Raw genomic sequence first — 17,516 nt, forward strand, 5'->3', positions numbered from 1 at the left:
AATTTAATTTCCGGGAAGGCCAAAATCACCCCTTCCTTAGAAAATATAACTCCGGAAATAGTGGATTGGCTGGATGATATAGTGAGGCGGGTACTTCAGGCTGCTTGAGTTAGGCAACTAAAAGTTGCAAAGTCGAGGACACAGGATTACTAAAAACAATTAATGCAATTAATGCTCTATATGTATTTTTAAGAGAACGCTCAAACCTCTTAACAAATCATGAAATTGAAGCTCAAATTAATGAGATAAGAAAAGATCTACAGCTTCTAATATTTAACCCTGAGCTGATATTTAAATCCAAGCCGATTCAAGAAGCCTCAAATTCGACGTTAGATCAAACTCAAGAAATAATCCCAAAGAATGCCTTTTTATTATCCCTTTTATCTAATAGAGATCAAACCGTATTAGAAAGCCTCTCTACAGAAGACCGCGCTTCTATTGTTATTTTATCCTATATATTCACAAAAGCTCTATTTGAAAAAGCATCTTTTGAAATAGATCCCTCATCAGAAAAAGACGCTACTATATCACACTTTGGGTCACGCCTAAAAAAAATCGACCTTATAACGCATCCGGATAAAAGAGCCCCTACTATGATTGATTCGGAAAAAGATCTGTACGATCTTATTTATAATGTGAATCAGATCTGTAAAGAACTTTTCAGGTCTCTTGATTCAGAACAACAGAATGGCGTTTTGTCCACTTTAGCCTGCATTTCCCACAAAGTCGAATCAGTGGCATAATCTCGACTTTGCAATTTTTTGGGCCCGCCTGCCTCGGTCTTTTGCGCATCATGCGCTCGATCTATGGTCGAACTGGGAGATTATTAAAACCGGGAAGGGGTAAAAACCCCTTCCCGGTTTTAATAACTCCCCCGAAAACAAATATCCCGAGGCCTTCGGGTCCCAAAAAATTACAAAGTCGAGATAATCCCCCTCTTGCATCTTAGAGGTGAAGTTGGCATAATCGGTTTTTTCTAAAATGAAGTCATTGAAGGAACCTGTTTATATGCTCGATTTTAAGAAGTTACGCGACTGCCTCGATATTGCCGACCGAAAACTCAAGCAAAAAGAGGGCGATGCCGACCTCAAGAAGGCGCTCTCCCTATATGATGCGTTTTGCTCCGTGAAAATCAAGCTCGAAAATAAGCAGTCGATGATGAATCAAGCCTCAAAGCAGATTGGCGAAGCCAAACGAAGAGGAGAATCATGCGATACGATTCTTAGGCAAGTGAGTGCTTTAAAAGAAGAAATCGCCCTTCTGAATGATGAGCTGAAATCAGCTGAATCTCAATATATGGATGTGGCTGCTCGCCTCCCCAATATGCCCATGGATGAAGTGAAAGAATCGCTCGATCCGGCCGATAATGTCGAGATCATGCGCCATGGCGAAAAACCCCACTTTTCTTTTGAGCCCAAAAATCATGTGGAGCTCAATGAAAGCCTGAACCTATTTGACTTCAAGCGAGGCGCTAAATTGTCAGGATCGGGATGGCCGGTTTATAGTGGACTTGGAGCACGCCTAGAGTGGGCCCTCATTCAATTTATGATCGATTTCCATATTCAAAACGGTTTTCACATGATCATGCCTCCTCATCTTGTTCGGCAAGATGCGATGTATGGCGCAGGTCAATTGCCCAAGTTTGGCCATCAGCTCTTTAGAGTGCGCGACGAAGATTATGATCTTTATCTTATTCCCACTGCAGAGGTTGCGCTCAACGGCCTTCATCAAAATGAAATCATTGAAGGCGATTTGCCTAAGCGCTATGTCGCCTATACCCCCTGTTTTCGAAGAGAGGCGGGAGGACTCGGTGCACAAGAGAGAGGTCTGATCCGCGTGCATCAATTTAATAAAGTGGAAATGTTTTGTTATGCAAAACCCGAAGAGAGTGAAAAAGTGCATGGGGAGATGATCCTTGCAGCCGAGTCGCTTTTGCAACAACTCGGCCTTCACTATCGCAATATGCTCCTTGTCACGGGCGACACCTCTTTTTCATCAGCTAAAACTGTCGATATTGAGGTCTGGCTTCCGGGACAAAATCGCTATTATGAAGTGTCCTCGATTTCAAATTGCACCGACTTTCAAGCACGCCGCTCTCAAATCCGCTATCGCAATGCCGATAAAAAGGCTGAATATGTCCATACTCTCAATGGATCGGGACTTGCAACCTCTCGAGTGATGGTCGCTCTCCTCGAAAACTTTCAACAAGAAGATGGCTCCGTTCTCATTCCGGAAGTTCTGCAAAAATATTTAAATGGATTAAAAGTCTTGACTCCTGAGTCTTCTCGTTGATATGAATGGATTCATGCAACCACTCATTCGCTCATTCCAAACTTTTGTCGATGCATCGCCGACTTCTTTTCATGCTGCAAAAGAAATCGCCGATGCCCTGCTCAAAAAAGGCTTCATTCAAATTGATGAAAAAGAGCCTTTTAAACTCGCTTTAAAAAAGAGCTATTTCATTCAAAGAAACGGTTCAATTATCGCATTCAAGCTCCCCACTCAAAAAGTGGATCAATTAACTATTCTCGGTTCACACACTGATAGTCCGGCACTCAAACTTAAGCCCAAACCGCTTTTCTGTGATGAGACACTCCTGCTCGGAACCGAAGTTTACGGCTCCCCCCATCTCCCCTCTTGGATGGCGGCAGATCTTTGCATTGCAGGACAGGTAGCGCTGCGCCACTCAAAAGGGGTTGAAACAAAACTTATCCATTTAAAAGAGACTCCCTGCACCATTGCCAATGCACCTATTCATCTCGATCCCTCTCCGAACTCTGATTCGGGTTTAAAAATTAACAAAGAGATGCATCTACGAGCCATTGCCTCTCTCCTCCCTTCCAAAGGGGGCTATTTAGAATCTCTTCTCAAATGCACTGCTATTTTAAGCCACGATCTCTTTCTCGTCCCCTGTGATCCCCTCCGATTTCTCGGGCCAAAGCAAGAGATCATTAGCTCATACCGCATCGATAATTTAAGCAGTGTTTTTGCATCGCTACATGCCATCCTCCACGCAAAAGCGCGAACCGACACAATGCAAATGGCTCTGTTTTGGGATCATGAAGAAATCGGATCCTCCACTGAAGAAGGCGCCGCATCCCCTCTATTTATCGATACGCTGAAGCGCATTTGTCTTGCGCTTGATGTCGATCAAGACGCTTTTTTCCGTATAAAGAACCGATCCTTCTGTCTCTCTCTTGATGCTGCCCATGCCTTTCACCCCAACTATGCATCGCTCTTTGATAAAGAACATGCTCCCCAGCTTGGCAGAGGCATTGCTCTAAAACTCAACGCCAATCGCCGTTATGCCTCCTCATCGCACAGCGCTACTACGATCATAGAGTTAATGCAAAAAGAAAAAATCGACTATCAGCTCTATGTCAGTCACTCTAATCAAAGATGTGGATCGACCATTGGCCCTATTTTTGCGACTCAAACGGGAATCGAAACCGTTGATATGGGGGCTCCGATTCTCGGAATGCATTCCATTAAGGAGCAAATGGCTACACAAGATTTACTCACTTTGTGTAAACTAACCCTTTCGACACTTGATAAAATCTAGAGAAGGTTCATGAATCGCGCATGCTGCTCCGTAAAAAATAAAAATCCCGATCATTTTGAAGGCAAAGATGCTTATGAGCATCTCAAGGATGCACGGCTAAAAACCCGCAAAAAATTGGGGGAGAGTCACGGCATTGAAGCTTCAAATAGCCTCATCTGCGCTCTTGATTCGGCAAAAGAAACCTCTTTTTTTATGTCGCTTCTTTTTCTCCTCTCTCTTTTTCTTGGCTCATTCTCTTATGTTTACTATTTTATTTTAGTCTGTGGTTGGATGATTTGGAAAGGCGCGCGCGCAGCCTATCTCTCTTGGGAGCGTCTTGAAAAACTACACCGTGTGATTGAAGAAGAGCGCAACGAAATCCGCACCAATCGCCCGCAAGAAAAAGAAGAACTCGAAGCTATGTACCGCTTAAAAGGCTTTGAAGGTGAGCTTCTCGAACAAGTCATCGATACTTTGATGGCGGATGATAGCCGCCTACTCACGATTATGCTTGAAGAAGAGCTAGGACTTCAGCTTGGATCTTATGAGCATCCTCTTAAACAAGCCTTTGGATGTGTCATTGGAGCGATGATCTCAATTGCCATTCTCACACTTGCCTACTTTTTTATCCCCTATGGCATCCCTATCCTATCCTTTGTCATCGTCGCTACAGCTGCCTACATACAATCAAAGCTCGATCGCAATCCCCCTATGCACATGGTGATATGGAACATGGGATGTCTTTTTATTGCTCTATCAGCAACCTATTTTATCGGAATGTTTTTTCAATGACCCAAGAGAGTTACCAATACGACGAATTTTTTGCTTCGGGAAAAGAAGCCATGCTCAGCCCGTTTCTCAACCCCTCGTCTAGAAAAATAGCAACCAACTTATCTCTCAAAATAGCGCTTCTCTCTGCCGGAATTTTAGCTCTCTCCTTTGGATTGCAATATGTGCACCCCTCGCTTTCCCACTTAGCATTGATTTTTGTCTACTTCCTCTCGGGGACTCCGGCTCTCATTGAGTCGATTTCAGATATTAAGAAACTCGATATCAATATCGATGTTTTGATGACGCTCGCCGCCCTTTTCTCTGTCGTCATTGGCAGCGGACTAGAAGGGGGACTTCTTCTTGTTTTATTTGCCCTTTCTCATGCGATGGAAGATGCCGTGATCCATAAAACCAAAGGAGCCTTAAATACCCTTCACAAACTCTCCCCAACGATGGTTACCGTTGTCCTTAATGAAGGGAAAACAAGAGAAAAATCAGTGCGTGAAATCACAAAAGGCGAAAAAGTACTCATTAGAGCCGGTGAAGTGATTCCTCTCGATGGCATTGTCATCGAAGGAAACTCTTATATCAATCTCGTCCATCTCACCGGAGAGTCTGTCCCCATTCCGAAAAAAGTGGGTGATGAAGTGCAAGCGGGGAGCATGAACTTCGATGGATTTTTAACCATTGAGGTGACAAAACCCCCAAGCGAATCGACCCTCGCCAAAATCATCGACCTCATCACGAAAGCGCAAACGGCTAAACCGCGCCTACAAAAATTTCTCGATCGCTTTGGCCGTCCCTATGCCATCACAATTATTTTATTATCGGCTTTCTTTTGTTTGATCCTGCCCCTCTTAGGAATCCCTTGGCTCGGACAAGAAGGCTCTATTTACCGATCCCTGGCCTTTCTCATTGCCGCATCTCCTTGCGCGCTCATTATTGCAACCCCAACAGCCTTTTTAAGCGCGATTTCTGCCTGCGCTAGAAAAGGAATCCTCCTGAAAGGGGGCGTCACCCTTGATGCCTTTTCAACCTGCTCTCTCATAGCGCTCGATAAAACGGGCACGCTCACAACAGGCAATCTCAAACTCATCTCGATTGAATCCATTCAAGATAATGCCCCACTTATGACCGAAGAAGAGGCAATCGGCATCGCCGCCGCATTAGAAAATAAGGTCGTTCACCCCATTGCTCGCGCCATTACAACCTATGCACAAGAAAAGAGCCTCTCCCATCCTCCGATTCTCCATATGAAAGCAATACCGGGAAGAGGGATTGAAGGCATTGTTGAAAAAAAGGGAGAGAAAATTGATGTGCATATCGGAAGCTATGAATATGTTGAATCGACACTTACAGAGGCGCTAAAACCTCTGTTTCAACAAGTTGAGCACAAACTAAAAAAAGAGGGCCACCTCATCACGCTGATGTCGATCGGATCAACGCTCTATCTACTCCATTTCCAAGATGAAATTCGACCCAATATGGAAAAAATCATTAGCGATTTGCATCGCCATAAACTCAAAACGGTGATGCTGACGGGAGATCACTCATCCAATGCTCAGTATGTTGGAAAACAACTCGGGATGAGCCAAATCTATTCCGATTTAAAACCCGACCAAAAGCTCGCTCTCGTCTCTGAGCTCTCACAAAAAGAGCATCTTGCCATGGTAGGGGATGGTATTAATGATGCCCCCGCACTTGCCCGCTCTCATGTGGGCATTTCAATGGGACTCATTGGATCTCAAACGGCCATTGAGGCGTCTGACATCGTCTTCCTCAATGATGACTTAAGCCTATTGCCCTGGCTCACAAAAAAAGCGCACCATACGATGCACATCGTCAAGCAAAACCTACTGCTGGCCTTAATCGTCATCTTTTTTGCCACAACACCGGCACTGCTTGGCTGGATCCCCCTATGGCTTGCTGTGATTCTCCATGAAGGGGGCACGATCGTCGTAGGACTCAATAGCCTTCGCCTACTCAGGCGATGAGGCGAGTACTGCCAATTCATGCGTTTTGTTCATCACTCGCACTAAATGAGCAAATTCTTCCTCACCGACTAAAAAAGAATCCCCTCTCTCAAAAGGAACACACCCCACTTCTCCACCCTTCTCCTTGAGACGATCAAAGATAGGAGGGACTCCGAGGTATGTCGACATCCCATCGACATGTTCTTGTTTCATTTCCCCTCTTAAAATCCGGGCTTGAGAAAAGACTTTCCGCACATTAGTGAGTACCTCAAACTTTTTAGCACTAGAAGCCGGAGCGATCAAAGCAAAATCCCCTTCTCTTGTCACTTGAAAAAGAAACAGGTTAAAAATCCTTTTATCTAAGTCACCTTCGCCTAGGGTTATCAGTTTAATATGAACAAATAAGCCTTGAGGTTCTCCATCCTTAAACCATTGACCATAAATTAAGGGATGAGGGTAACTGATCAAAAAATCAATATCGGCAATACGTGGATCTAAATTTATTTTTTCCCCTTCAGAATGGATCAAATGGATCAAAAAGTCCCCTTTGGGAGTCGGTGGCAATTTAATGCTTAAGGGCGCCTCATGAAAGAGATATCCCGCTAAAATGCAAATCCCTCCCGCTGCAAAACCCATGTTAGCAGCTTGCATCCCAATCTGCTTTTGATATACATTAGCAAGTTGTGCAATGACAACACCGGCAAATGCAAGTGTGCCGGGCCTCTCTCTGATCTCCTTTGGAACAATGGAATAGGGAAACTCCTCAACGACCAATGTGGGGAAAAGGGGGGCTAAAAATTGAGCCTGATCGCCCCTGAGTACAAGACCTGAAGCCACTATTCACCCCTTAGGTTTACTTTAAAATGCCCATTAACCCCAATGCATTCGCCCCGTTTTGCAAAACGGGCATCGAAACCGTTAATTAACATCGCTACAATCAAATCCCCATTGGAAATATATTCACCTGTTGCTTTTTCCACTGTGTGTTTTAAAGCATATGATGATAAGTGATCGCTATAGCGCGAGTGCGGGGTAAAAAGGGTTAAAACTTGCCCCACAGCCTTTTGAATTCTTCGAATATCAAATAGGCTCTGAGTTTTTCTCGCCTCTACATAGGCTGCTCTATTTGCTATTGAGCCGGTTCCCAGATGGTTTCCATAGTTCGATAGTAAAACCCCTTTGTCCTCACAGGCCATTATCACCCGTTCATAGACATTTTTTGTTGCATCTTCAATTGACATGCTTGCAAATCCCTCAATAGGAACAGCTTTAACAATCAAACTGTTTGATGTCACTGCTACTGCCATTTTTTTCGCGCTCCTTTAAAAAAGAAGGAATCTTAAGCTCATATTTTCTTTTTGTAAAGATGATTTAAAAAAATAGGTCAACTGGATATGATGAAAAATGAGGGAAGACAAGGGAGATCTCTTGTTCTTTAAATAATTAATCATTAGATTCTTAGGTGCACATGGACCCATCATCTGAGCATGGCCGGTTGAGTCGCGAACAACTCGTTAAAGCGATGGAGGAGGAAAGCGCAAATTTCCAAACCTTCTATCTTTGGCTTGAAGCGCATATGCCCCCCTCATTTTTTGAAAATGTCGAGCAATCGCAATTGATGCTTATCGCTCATAACCTTAAAGGCTTTCCCCTTCAAGCTTACCACTCTCAAATTAATTTCAAGGACTGCATTGTCGTCATGTGCCTCGATTCTTTTGATGCCGATATGAAGATTCTAAAAGAATTTAAGTTGATGGGCGTCAAGAACTACCAATCTTTCATATCAAATGTGCCCCCCCCTTTTGAAGGAGCCTCGGAAAAATTACGCATTGCCTTCATCCATTTTACTGAATATCTCCCTGTCGATTTCGATCTTGATGCCTTACTCCCGGAAAAAAAGAGGGCGCAAATTTATGATCAAGCCCGCGCTGTTAACCCCGATCTGACTGAAGATCTCTATATGGAACTCCTTAAAGGGATGAATCCCCGCTTTTTAACCTCCCTTTCAGATGAACGCTTAATCTTGGCACTTAACCTATTTTGCCACGCTCTCACCCGCGATCATTGCCAATACGAGGTCAAATATAATGAAGATTGGCAAACAACAGAAGGCAATACTCCCTCGATGCAAATCCTACTCGCATGGAGAAACACGCCAAAGCACCAGTTCTTATATCGCCTCTCCAAAATTGTCTTTCGCCATAAATTGATCATGAAAAGAGTGAATGCAACCTATATTAACCCTTATAGCTCCAATAGCATTCTGCTCATGTCAATTGGGCTCCATGGTCAACATAATAAAGCTGCTTGGGATGCCGCTAACATTCACGACTTTTTACAGGAACTGACAACCCTCAAATATTTTATTGAATTTCCAACGATTGAAAAGACTTTCGTCGATTCCCACATGGTCTCCGGAAATCTCGGTAATTTTTTGAAAGTTTCCATTCGCTTTGTCCATCAAATGCTTTTACATGCCGATCCCAACCTCTATAGTTTAGAGCATATTGAAGAGGGATTTTGCCGCCATCCCGAGCTCACACGCTCACTTTGCCAAATTTTCGAATACCGCTTTCATCCCACAAAACACAATCAAGAACACTATGCTACTGCAAAGCAAAAGTTTTTAGAAAATGTCCATAACCTCGATACGGGACAGGTTTTAATGGATACGCGGCGCAAAAATATTTTGCTCCAAAGCCTTTACTTTATTGATAAAACGCTCAAAACCAATTTCTTCAGAACAAATAAAAGCGGTTTTTCATTCCGTATCGATCCCTCTATTCTCAAAACACTCCCCTTTGACTATCGCAAAAAATTCCCCGAACCTCCCTATGGGATTTTCTATATTAACGGGTTTAATTTCATCGGATTTCACATCCGCTTTGAGGATTTGGCTAGGGGCGGTCTGCGCACAGTCATCCCCAGACGCAAAGAACAAACGGAAGTGGAGCGCAATAATGTCTTTGCCGAATGCTACAATCTCGCCTATACCCAACATAAGAAAAATAAAGACATTCCCGAGGGCGGCTCTAAAGCCATTATTTTTATCGATCCCTTTGAGACGCAAGCTCAAGCCGAACGCATCTATTTCGATGAACTGACAAGAGCTAAAGTAGATGAAGAAGAAATTGAAAAAAGACTCGAACACTACCGCAATGAACAGCGCCTTGTCTATCTTTATCAAAGTCAAAGGGCCTTTGTCCACTCATTGCTCACGATTGTCAATTGCAATGAAGACGGAACATTGAAAGCACGCGATACGCTCGACTACTTAAAACAACCCGAATACCTCTATCTCGGGCCGGATGAAAATATGCACAATGAAATGATTGTATGGATTGCCGAATATGCACGCCATACCGGTTATAAGCCGGGAGCCTCCTTTATTTCATCCAAACCCTCCACCGGTATTAATCACAAAGAATATGGCGTTACATCTCTCGGTGTGAATGTCTATATGCACGAGGTTCTTCTCTACTTGGGTATCAACCCGGAGACGGAACCCTTTACGATAAAGATTTCGGGAGGTCCCGACGGAGACGTCGCCGGAAACCAAATCCTCAATTTATACCATTTCTACAAAAAAACGGCAAAACTCCTCGCTCTTACGGACGTATCCGGAACGATTTATGATCCTGACGGACTCGATCTCGATCAACTCGCCGAACTCTTTTATCAGGCAAAGCCATTGCGCTTTTACCCTCCTGAACTCCTTAATGACAACGGATTTATGCTCGATCTCTTTTCAAAGAGGGAAGAGAGCAAATTCACACAACTGACTCTCCTTTGGAAAAAAACCGATGGCAAACTCGTACAGGAATGGATTTCCGGAAATGAGATGAATCATATCTTGCGCCACAACTTGCATCAAACTATTGTCGATATCTTTATTCCCGGAGGGGGACGCCCTCGAACACTCAATGAGTCAAATTACGAAGAATACCTCGATGAAACCGGCAAACCGACATCTAAAGCTATTATCGAAGGGGCTAACCTCTACCTCACTCCCGAAGCGCGCTATGCGCTTGAAGATAAAGGGGTCATCATCATTAAAGATAGTTCGGCCAATAAGGGGGGGGTCATTTGTTCTTCATGCGAAGTCCTAACAGGACTCACGATGCAAGATCAGGAGTTTTTAGATTCAAAACCTGAAATTATGGAAGAGATTCTCAACTTTATTAGGCAAAAAGCACGCCTGGAAGCGCGCCTTATTTTACACACCCATGATCAATCCCATGAATCGCTGATCGATATTTCAGATAAAATCTCAGAGAAAATCAATGCCTATACCTATGCGATTCTAAACCATCTCAAGAAAATAAAACTCTCAGATGATCTGGATGACGCACTCAATCTTTGCCTATTCAATTATCTCATTCCGATGATCCGGAATGAATTTGCCGATCGGGTGATTAATAATATCCCCGATATTCACAAAAAAGCGATTATCTCCTGTTACCTCGCATCTAACCTGATTTATGAACGAGGTCCCGATTGGTCGCCAAATATCGTCGATATCCTCCCTCTCATCATCTCAAAATACACACACGAAGCTTAAGGCGTTGTAAGCAAATAACCACTTTCATTTTGCGGCCGTTACAAAGATTCGTCTGTAAACGATTGCTCCTCGGAGATAGTAAAAAATATCCCCCCCTCGTCGCGATCGTTCACATCTATAGCCCTTCTTTAGAGCCTGCTCAAAATTTTTTAAATGAAGTATAAAATCATTTCTAGGTAAACTTCAGAAGAAATTATGCGTCATTCTTACCTTAGCGATATCAGTCGAAAGCAATTTGAAAAAATCAACTCTATACTTGAATCTGCACGTAAAAAAACCACGTCCGAGACATATTGATTTAATTGAATTCTAGCCTGCATGTGGCAGTTCTTGCATTCGTTGTTTTAATCTTAAAAAGATTTTAAATAGGTTCTTAGATAAAATATACTACCACAGAGCCCACAGAGAACACAGAGGAGGGGTTTTTATGAATTATTTGATTAATCCAAATATTTCTGAAGAAATAAATGCACCTGAAACTGATCCTTTAACAGGTACTATTATTGGGGCCGCTATTGCTGTGCATCGTGTGTTGGGGCCGGGTCTGCTTGAGTCGGCTTACGAAGCCTGTTTGGCTTATGAATTAAGCCTAAGGCGGTTAAAGGTGGAAATCCAAAAGCCTCTGCCTATTTTTTATAAAGATGTTATGCTTGACTGTGGTTATCGCCTGGATTTAGTTGTAGAGGATCAGGTAATTATAGAAATTAAGTCTGTGAACGAAATAGCCCCAATACATGAAGCTCAATTGTTGTCATATTTGCGACTTTATGGAACTTCTATTCGAGGATTGCTTATTAATTTTAATGTAAAGCGATTGGTGGAAGGCATTCGTCGTATGAAAATATAACCTTTCCTCTGTGTTCTCTGTGGGCTCTGTGGTAGATTTTAATTATTAAAAAAATTTTGAACAGGCTCTAAGCCCCACCAAATGAAACGGTTATTTGCTTACAGCACCTAAATATAGCATGTGGTGCCTAAGACAACAACTACGCCGGCAGACTTTTTCTTAAGAAACAGCTCAAGCAAGCCGAGTTCTTTCTTGCGGCCTATGAATTTCATGTCATTTCTATGAGGTAAAATTTAGACCAGATATCACCTCATAAGAACGACAAATGCCAATCCTATGAGATTTTTTTTTTAATCACGAGCGGTATGTGCTATATATCACCGGCTCCTGATGCAACGGGCCTTTCATCCGAGGCTACGGCATCAGCGGCAGCGGGGCGGGCTAAATATGACTTGAGCTCATCCATTTCCAGCAATGCATTGGCCGTCGGTCTCTCTAGGGGATCAACTCTCAATATCCTCTTGATGAGCGTGCAGTAGGTCTCCATTAGATCTTTTTCCATTAATTCTATAGCGAGTCTTTCAAATTTGAGATCGATCACTCGATCGATCTGTTCCTGAACGCGCCCAAAATCAGCTCGATTTTCAGGAACAAAAAAATGTGATTCAATCATCGGTAGCGGAAAAGGGTATTCTTGGAATAAGGCCGCACACAATAAAATCCCGAGAGCCCAAATATCTTGAGACGGCTGTAAAGGTAGATCCGCAAAGTCATAGACCTCTTTATTGCTATTGCGATCCCTTCTCTTAACTAGTAATTCGGGAGCTGATATCAGCATAGTCGATGCTTCATAGCGCGCTCCGGCATAACCCATCAACCCAAAATCGGCAATCAAAAGTTGATCCCCTTTTCGTAGGATGTTTCCCGCTTTAAAATCGCTATGAACCACTTTGGCCCGTACATGCAGTTGATCTAATGTTCTCAGTAGCCCCACAAGATCAAAAAGAAACTGTTTCGGATCTAACGCGTTTGTCGATGTTTTAGGGCCAATTTCAGCATCAAGAGCATGATCACATCGAGGATAGACAATGACACCTTTCGATTCAAAATATAGCGGATGAATCACCCCCTTAATTTTAGCTGCGAGCAAATGGGTTGCCATTTCAAGTTCATTTTTAGCTGTGAACAAATGCGCTGCCTTTTCAAGTTCATTTTTATAGTATATGTCATCTCTGTTTTTTTTCTTCGCAACCTCATGCCCACCATATTGATTGGCAACAACAACGGCATGGCCACCCTTTCCAATCCACTTATCTCTACTCAACCCCTCTTCAAAAATCGCTTGGGCAATGGCGTTAAATGCAGGGTCAATGGGATAAGTCTCGGTTGTGCTTAACTCCATTGCCCTTTTGGTTTCTCTTGCATTTTCAATATATACATCCATTCCCTCTCTCGCATTGGAAAGGCGTCTCATCATATCAAAAAACCGATCAGCCACACCCTTGACTTTGTTGTCAGAGGATCCGAGCATCATTTCTTGATCAAATATTGTGATCTTTGAGGATAATTCAACCCATGGATCCCACTCTTTTTCAATCGCATCTCTTTTTTCCTCATAGGAGGCGATGATTTTATCTGCATCCCATAAATAAAAAACGGCAGGCATCTCAACAGGCTTTTCAAACACCCGAGAGGCTACTGAGTCAATCCTCTTTTGCATTGCATTGGCATGTTCACTCAATGGGACTCTTACAGCTCTCGGCCTCATCTGACGCATGTGGGTAACCGGTATGGCTGCCATGGCTGCAAAATGCCGAGAATCCACTCTACTCACTTCAGTTGGATCCACTTCGGTCAGATCACGCGCCAACGACACATCCGATTTAGCGCTCAATATTTGAGATGAACTATCTCGATTGGATTTTGTCTCTCCCGAAAGTTCATTGAGCTGCTTAGACCGCCTCGTTCTGCCCGAAACAATACTAAATGCAACTTCAGCAGCCCCATCGCCTGCATTGAGAGGCCCAAACGGGATAGCTCCACTTGAATCTAAAGCCGCTTCAGCGACCGCGGCCGTTCTCTCTTGTATACGATCTTCTTTCAATGCACCATCCAAAAATGTAGGACTTGGAGTTCGCACGGCAGCAGGGGCTCCTTTTCCAATACAACAACACCACATAAGCTTTATTCCTCCTCTCCCGCTCCGGATGCAGCCGGTCTTTCAACGGTAGCTGCCGCAGCACTTGACTCATTTACCATAAAAGGTCGACGCAAATAGGGTCCCAATTCCTTCATCTCAAGAATTTCTCTTGCGGTTGGCCTCTCTTTAGGATCAATCCTTAAAATGCGTCCTATTAAATCCCTATAGATTCCAATGAGCTCTGATCGCGTTGCGCCTTCAAATGCGGTTACTTTTCCGATAATCTCTGCATCAATTGCTTCCTGGGTTACTAATTCTTGATGTGCAAAAGGACAATGGAAAAGCACTTCAAAGGCCATCACACCCATTGCCCAGATATCCATAGTAGGATTGAGTTGATTGGTAAATCCCGGCAATTTCCCATTAGGGTACTCAGGAGGTAAATATCTATTAGTCGCAACGCTCATTCTCTCGCCTTTTCGAGCAGCCCCCCCAAAATCTGCTATTTTAACCTGATCACCTTGTTTTAAAAGATTACATAACTTCAAATCCCCATGCACAATATTGAGATCGGTGTGCAATCGATCAAGCGTCCTCAAAACATCACAAAAATCATATAGAAAGTTTTTTAATGTTCGTGTTGTTAATCGTGTTTTGGAAGAGGCATAACGAGTGTGTAAATCGCAATCACATAGCTCCATTCCAATCATTTTTCTATCTTTTCTTGAATCAATAAAAACAGGTCGAACAACGCCGTCAACTCTTTTAGCAGCCATCCACATCAGCATTTCTGCTTCATGATAATGCCTATCATTCTCTCTTTTAAGCGCTATCTTATCCTGAGGTGCTCCTCCTCCCCTTAAATCAATACGATATACGGAAGCACAGCTCCCCTTTTTTAACTTAGATTGACGAGGATACCCATTCTCACAAATAGTCCGAGCCAATAGATTCACTTTTTCATCAATAGGATATTCACTAATATCAAGCCGATAGCGCGTTCTCATAATTTCTCTACAGTGTCTCAGATGCTCAATAAGCATTTGAATTGCTTCGCGCGCATTGATAGCCTTATTGCTTGCTGCTGAGAAACCATCCGTTCTTTGCTTTGGAATTCTAACTTGTTGTTGTTCTAAATCTCTTTCCACTTTATCAAGCTGACGACGATAGCGATCAATGAGTCCATTTATTTCCTTTTTTTTTACAAGCAATGGAAGTGGCTCAATCTCATATCGGATACGTTGAGGGCGATCTGCAGCAGGCGCTCCCCTCCCTAAACAACATTCACTGGCATCTCCCGGTTGTGTCGTTAAAGATGAAGGATGATGTGAACGTGAAAATGGGAAGGCATCTAGCACATCTTGAGGACGATCTGCAAGAGGCTCGCCCCTTCCTAAACAACATCCACCCTCATCTCCCAGCTGTGTTGTTACAGACGAAGAATGAGGTGACCCGGAAAGTGGGAAGGCATCTAGCACATCTTGAGGACGATCTGCAAGAGGCTCGCCCCTTCCTAAACAACATCCACCCTCATCTCCCGGCTGTGTTGTTACAGACGAAGAATGAGGTGACCCGGAAAGTGGGAAGGCTCCTAGCACATCTTGAGGGCGATATGCAAGGGGCTCTCCCCTTCCTAAACAACATCCACCCTCATCGCCCGGTTGCGTTGTTACGGATGAAGGATGAGGTGACTCTATACCTGTTCGCAATCCGGTGATGGGTCGTTGAGCTGCTTGTGCAAAGGTAATGACAGAAACAGCATCTATTCTTTGCTCTAGTGGAGAATTTGGGCTAACTTCCCGGCTAGCGCCACTCCCTTCATCAGTGGCAAGTTCTCCTCTAAGCATTGGAGGTGCGAGATCGGGTCGAATGGCGGGTGGACTCCCCTTTAACCCACAGCAACTAAAAACCATAAAAAACTCTCATTTTCATTAAAATATCATAGATATAATAACACAAATGAGAATTAATTAATTACAAAGTTAGGTGATATTAAAATATTTAATGTATAGTTAAGCAAAAAGAGCTTATTTTTACACAAATCACTTACAATTAGATACTTGACGTCTATTTAACTAAACATCTAAGAGTCAACCTCTTATGATCGGCATAGCAAGGAGTTCAGCGGTTGTCGCCCTCTTTCTGAAATCTCTGACAAAGATCCTCTCAAATATAGGATAGAATAGGCTTTTATCCGGATCAATCTTATGTAAAATCGGCTCCGATATCCCCGGATGATAGAGCAATTGCCAGCATTGATCAATTTTTCTTTGGGAATAAAAGTCGTGCGATTCAATAAATCTATCATGAAAGGGACGTCTTTGAGACAGGAAGGTCATGAATGTGACCCCGAGTGCCCAAACATCAGCTGCCTTACAATAAGTGACAATATCTCCTTGACTTTGCCCCCATTGTAGCTCGGGAGAAATCGTTTCGCTGCGGCATTTCAGCGCCCTTCTCATTTCAACACGACCCGTATGACCAAAGTCTCCAAAGTGAGGCTCTCTTCCCTGCATAAAGGTATTTTCCAAACAATGATCAAAATAGACATACCCTCGCTCATGCATCTCGTGCAATGCATGTAGCATTTTAGCAAAAATCTGAATGGATTGCTTCCTATCGTCTAATGTGAGAGACGGTTGCAGCGCATACTCAAATAAATCACGCTCACAAAACCGCGTAGCCAAATGATACCCTTTTGCAAAAGGGTGTTTTTCATATCTGCTCCGGTCCGGTTTATAACAAAAAACCAATTCCACAATATGGCTCACTTTAAACGTTTGTAGCGCCATATGAACGGCATATTCATTTTCTAGCATGAGGCTATTACGTTCGTAGCGCCCCGTTTTTAAAGCAATATCAGTTTCACCTAATCGAAAAACTGTGACGCGACTACTTATCCCTGCATTTAATCTCTCTTCTGCTGCATAGCGATTTTCTGTGGGCAAGCCCCGTTCAATCACCTGTTTAATCATCTGCATAAATAGTGGGGATACTGAAATCGAATCAAGACCTCTTGGCCATGTGGGATGGCGAAAAGCACCCTCGGCAGCACTTAAAAATCCTCGGCATAAATCGAGAGCATCGAAAATTTGACCGGCTTTAGAACGGACTTTTTGATAGGCATCGATCGTAGGCCCATCCAAAGCATACCTTTCACGGTAAGCTTCTGAGTAGTTTTCCAATTGGCTTTGCGTGAAAAGGAGCTTTTCTCCTACTGAAGTCAAATGCGCTTGATAAACCCTTAAGCATTTGCTGAGTTGGTCTCTTTTAATTGGAGAGGGAAATAGACGATCACCGGCAAGCCATGGATCTCTAGTTTTAATGAGAGCCTCTTCAAGGGTATGAGATGCGCTACGAAAGTCTCTTTCGGCAATCAGAGTGACCTTTAATTGCTCAATTTGTTGCGAGAGCGTTATCGCTCTAGATCGCGTTGCATCAAAATCCCTCCCAAAATTGAGAACCCCCATTTTTTGAAGCCCTTCTATCGGATACTTCCCAAGACTCTCTTGACTCATCTCAAGATCATCGCGCACTGACCTCAAGAGCGTTTCATAATAATCAAGGCGCTGATGCACCCTCTCTTCTTTTAAACCGTCATACCCATGCTTCCAACGATCATTCCAGGCTATTAAAAGATTTTTAACGCACTTGTTGATCGTTTTTATTGCCCTAGAAACGTCTCTTTCATACTGCAATGCAAAATCAATAGGTGACTGAATGGAACACAATACAACGTGCAT

Annotated in this window: 12 protein-coding genes and 1 pseudogene; 8 read left to right on the forward strand and 5 right to left on the reverse strand. The window is 43.3% G+C overall.

The window, feature by feature from the left end:
- The first annotated feature begins 593 nt into the window (after nucleotides 1–593).
- The 5 genes from K9M07_06110 (at nucleotide 594) to K9M07_06130 (ending at nucleotide 6,306) form a co-directional block, all read left to right on the forward strand.
- Complete coding sequence (locus tag K9M07_06110) at nucleotides 594–743, forward strand: hypothetical protein (GenBank protein MCF7852796.1); 150 nt, start codon at nucleotides 594–596, stop codon at nucleotides 741–743.
- Between the two features lie 265 nt (nucleotides 744–1,008).
- Nucleotides 1,009–2,292 carry a serine--tRNA ligase gene (serS, locus tag K9M07_06115; GenBank protein ID MCF7852797.1) on the forward strand — a complete coding sequence of 428 codons (1,284 nt, stop codon included), beginning with the start codon at nucleotides 1,009–1,011 and terminating at the stop codon, nucleotides 2,290–2,292.
- 13 nt (nucleotides 2,293–2,305) lie between these two features.
- Nucleotides 2,306–3,562: a M18 family aminopeptidase gene (locus K9M07_06120; GenBank protein ID MCF7852798.1), complete on the forward strand. Its 1,257-nt coding sequence runs from the start codon at nucleotides 2,306–2,308 to the stop codon at nucleotides 3,560–3,562.
- A gap of 9 nt (nucleotides 3,563–3,571) precedes the next feature.
- Nucleotides 3,572–4,333 (forward strand): VIT1/CCC1 transporter family protein, encoded by a 762-nt coding sequence (locus K9M07_06125; GenBank protein ID MCF7852799.1) that lies wholly within the window; start codon nucleotides 3,572–3,574, stop codon nucleotides 4,331–4,333.
- Nucleotides 4,330–6,306: a cation-translocating P-type ATPase gene (locus K9M07_06130; GenBank protein MCF7852800.1), complete on the forward strand. Its 1,977-nt coding sequence runs from the start codon at nucleotides 4,330–4,332 to the stop codon at nucleotides 6,304–6,306. The genes K9M07_06125 and K9M07_06130 overlap by 4 nt, the downstream gene beginning before the upstream one ends.
- On the opposite strand, the gene K9M07_06135 is transcribed toward K9M07_06130, so the two are convergent.
- Nucleotides 6,292–7,122: a hypothetical protein gene (locus K9M07_06135; protein MCF7852801.1), complete on the reverse strand. Its 831-nt coding sequence runs from the start codon at nucleotides 7,120–7,122 to the stop codon at nucleotides 6,292–6,294. The two genes, K9M07_06130 and K9M07_06135, sit on opposite strands and share 15 nt — an antisense overlap.
- Nucleotides 7,122–7,592, reverse strand: coding sequence for a hypothetical protein (locus tag K9M07_06140; protein ID MCF7852802.1), 471 nt, complete (start codon nucleotides 7,590–7,592; stop codon nucleotides 7,122–7,124). Before K9M07_06140 ends, K9M07_06135 begins: the two co-directional genes overlap by 1 nt.
- A 161-nt stretch (nucleotides 7,593–7,753) precedes the next feature.
- Here K9M07_06140 and K9M07_06145 point away from each other — a divergent pair, with 161 nt between their 5' ends.
- From K9M07_06145 to K9M07_06155, 3 genes and pseudogenes are all read left to right on the forward strand, one after another.
- Nucleotides 7,754–10,846: an NAD-glutamate dehydrogenase gene (locus K9M07_06145; GenBank protein ID MCF7852803.1), complete on the forward strand. Its 3,093-nt coding sequence runs from the start codon at nucleotides 7,754–7,756 to the stop codon at nucleotides 10,844–10,846.
- Between the two features lie 195 nt (nucleotides 10,847–11,041).
- Nucleotides 11,042–11,125: pseudogene (locus K9M07_06150) on the forward strand (IS5/IS1182 family transposase).
- Nucleotides 11,126–11,273: 148 nt separating this feature from the next.
- Entirely contained in the window at nucleotides 11,274–11,693 is a 420-nt protein-coding gene (locus K9M07_06155; GenBank protein MCF7852804.1) for a GxxExxY protein, read from the forward strand.
- A gap of 310 nt (nucleotides 11,694–12,003) precedes the next feature.
- Here K9M07_06155 and K9M07_06160 read toward each other — a convergent pair whose 3' ends face one another.
- The 3 genes from K9M07_06160 to K9M07_06170 form a co-directional block, all read right to left on the reverse strand.
- Complete coding sequence (locus K9M07_06160) at nucleotides 12,004–13,812, reverse strand: hypothetical protein (protein ID MCF7852805.1); 1,809 nt, start codon at nucleotides 13,810–13,812, stop codon at nucleotides 12,004–12,006.
- A 5-nt stretch (nucleotides 13,813–13,817) separates the two neighbouring features.
- A complete protein-coding gene (locus K9M07_06165; GenBank protein MCF7852806.1) occupies nucleotides 13,818–15,686 on the reverse strand; it encodes a protein kinase family protein in 1,869 nt (622 codons plus the stop codon).
- A 177-nt stretch (nucleotides 15,687–15,863) separates the two neighbouring features.
- Nucleotides 15,864–17,516, reverse strand: a complete 1,653-nt coding sequence (locus K9M07_06170; GenBank protein ID MCF7852807.1) for a hypothetical protein — start codon at nucleotides 17,514–17,516, stop codon at nucleotides 15,864–15,866.

The sequence above is a fragment of the Simkaniaceae bacterium genome (assembly GCA_021734805.1).
GTDB lineage: Bacteria > Chlamydiota > Chlamydiia > Chlamydiales > JACRBE01 > Amphritriteisimkania.

What these genes read in the sequence shown, in the direction of transcription:
- K9M07_06160 (MCF7852805.1), bottom strand. Translation starts at nt 13,812, where the DNA reads ATGTGGTGTTGTTGTATTGGAAAAGGAGCCCCTGCTGCCGTGCGAACT.
- K9M07_06165 (MCF7852806.1), bottom strand. Translation starts at nt 15,686, where the DNA reads ATGGTTTTTAGTTGCTGTGGGTTAAAGGGGAGTCCACCCGCCATTCGA.
- K9M07_06125 (MCF7852799.1), top strand. Translation starts at nt 3,572, where the DNA reads ATGAATCGCGCATGCTGCTCCGTAAAAAATAAAAATCCCGATCATTTT.
- serS (MCF7852797.1), top strand. Translation starts at nt 1,009, where the DNA reads ATGCTCGATTTTAAGAAGTTACGCGACTGCCTCGATATTGCCGACCGA.
- K9M07_06110 (MCF7852796.1), top strand. Translation starts at nt 594, where the DNA reads ATGATTGATTCGGAAAAAGATCTGTACGATCTTATTTATAATGTGAAT.
- K9M07_06155 (MCF7852804.1), top strand. Translation starts at nt 11,274, where the DNA reads ATGAATTATTTGATTAATCCAAATATTTCTGAAGAAATAAATGCACCT.
- K9M07_06170 (MCF7852807.1), bottom strand. Translation starts at nt 17,516, where the DNA reads ATGCACGTTGTATTGTGTTCCATTCAGTCACCTATTGATTTTGCATTG.
- K9M07_06145 (MCF7852803.1), top strand. Translation starts at nt 7,754, where the DNA reads ATGGACCCATCATCTGAGCATGGCCGGTTGAGTCGCGAACAACTCGTT.
- K9M07_06130 (MCF7852800.1), top strand. Translation starts at nt 4,330, where the DNA reads ATGACCCAAGAGAGTTACCAATACGACGAATTTTTTGCTTCGGGAAAA.
- K9M07_06140 (MCF7852802.1), bottom strand. Translation starts at nt 7,592, where the DNA reads ATGGCAGTAGCAGTGACATCAAACAGTTTGATTGTTAAAGCTGTTCCT.
- K9M07_06120 (MCF7852798.1), top strand. Translation starts at nt 2,306, where the DNA reads ATGCAACCACTCATTCGCTCATTCCAAACTTTTGTCGATGCATCGCCG.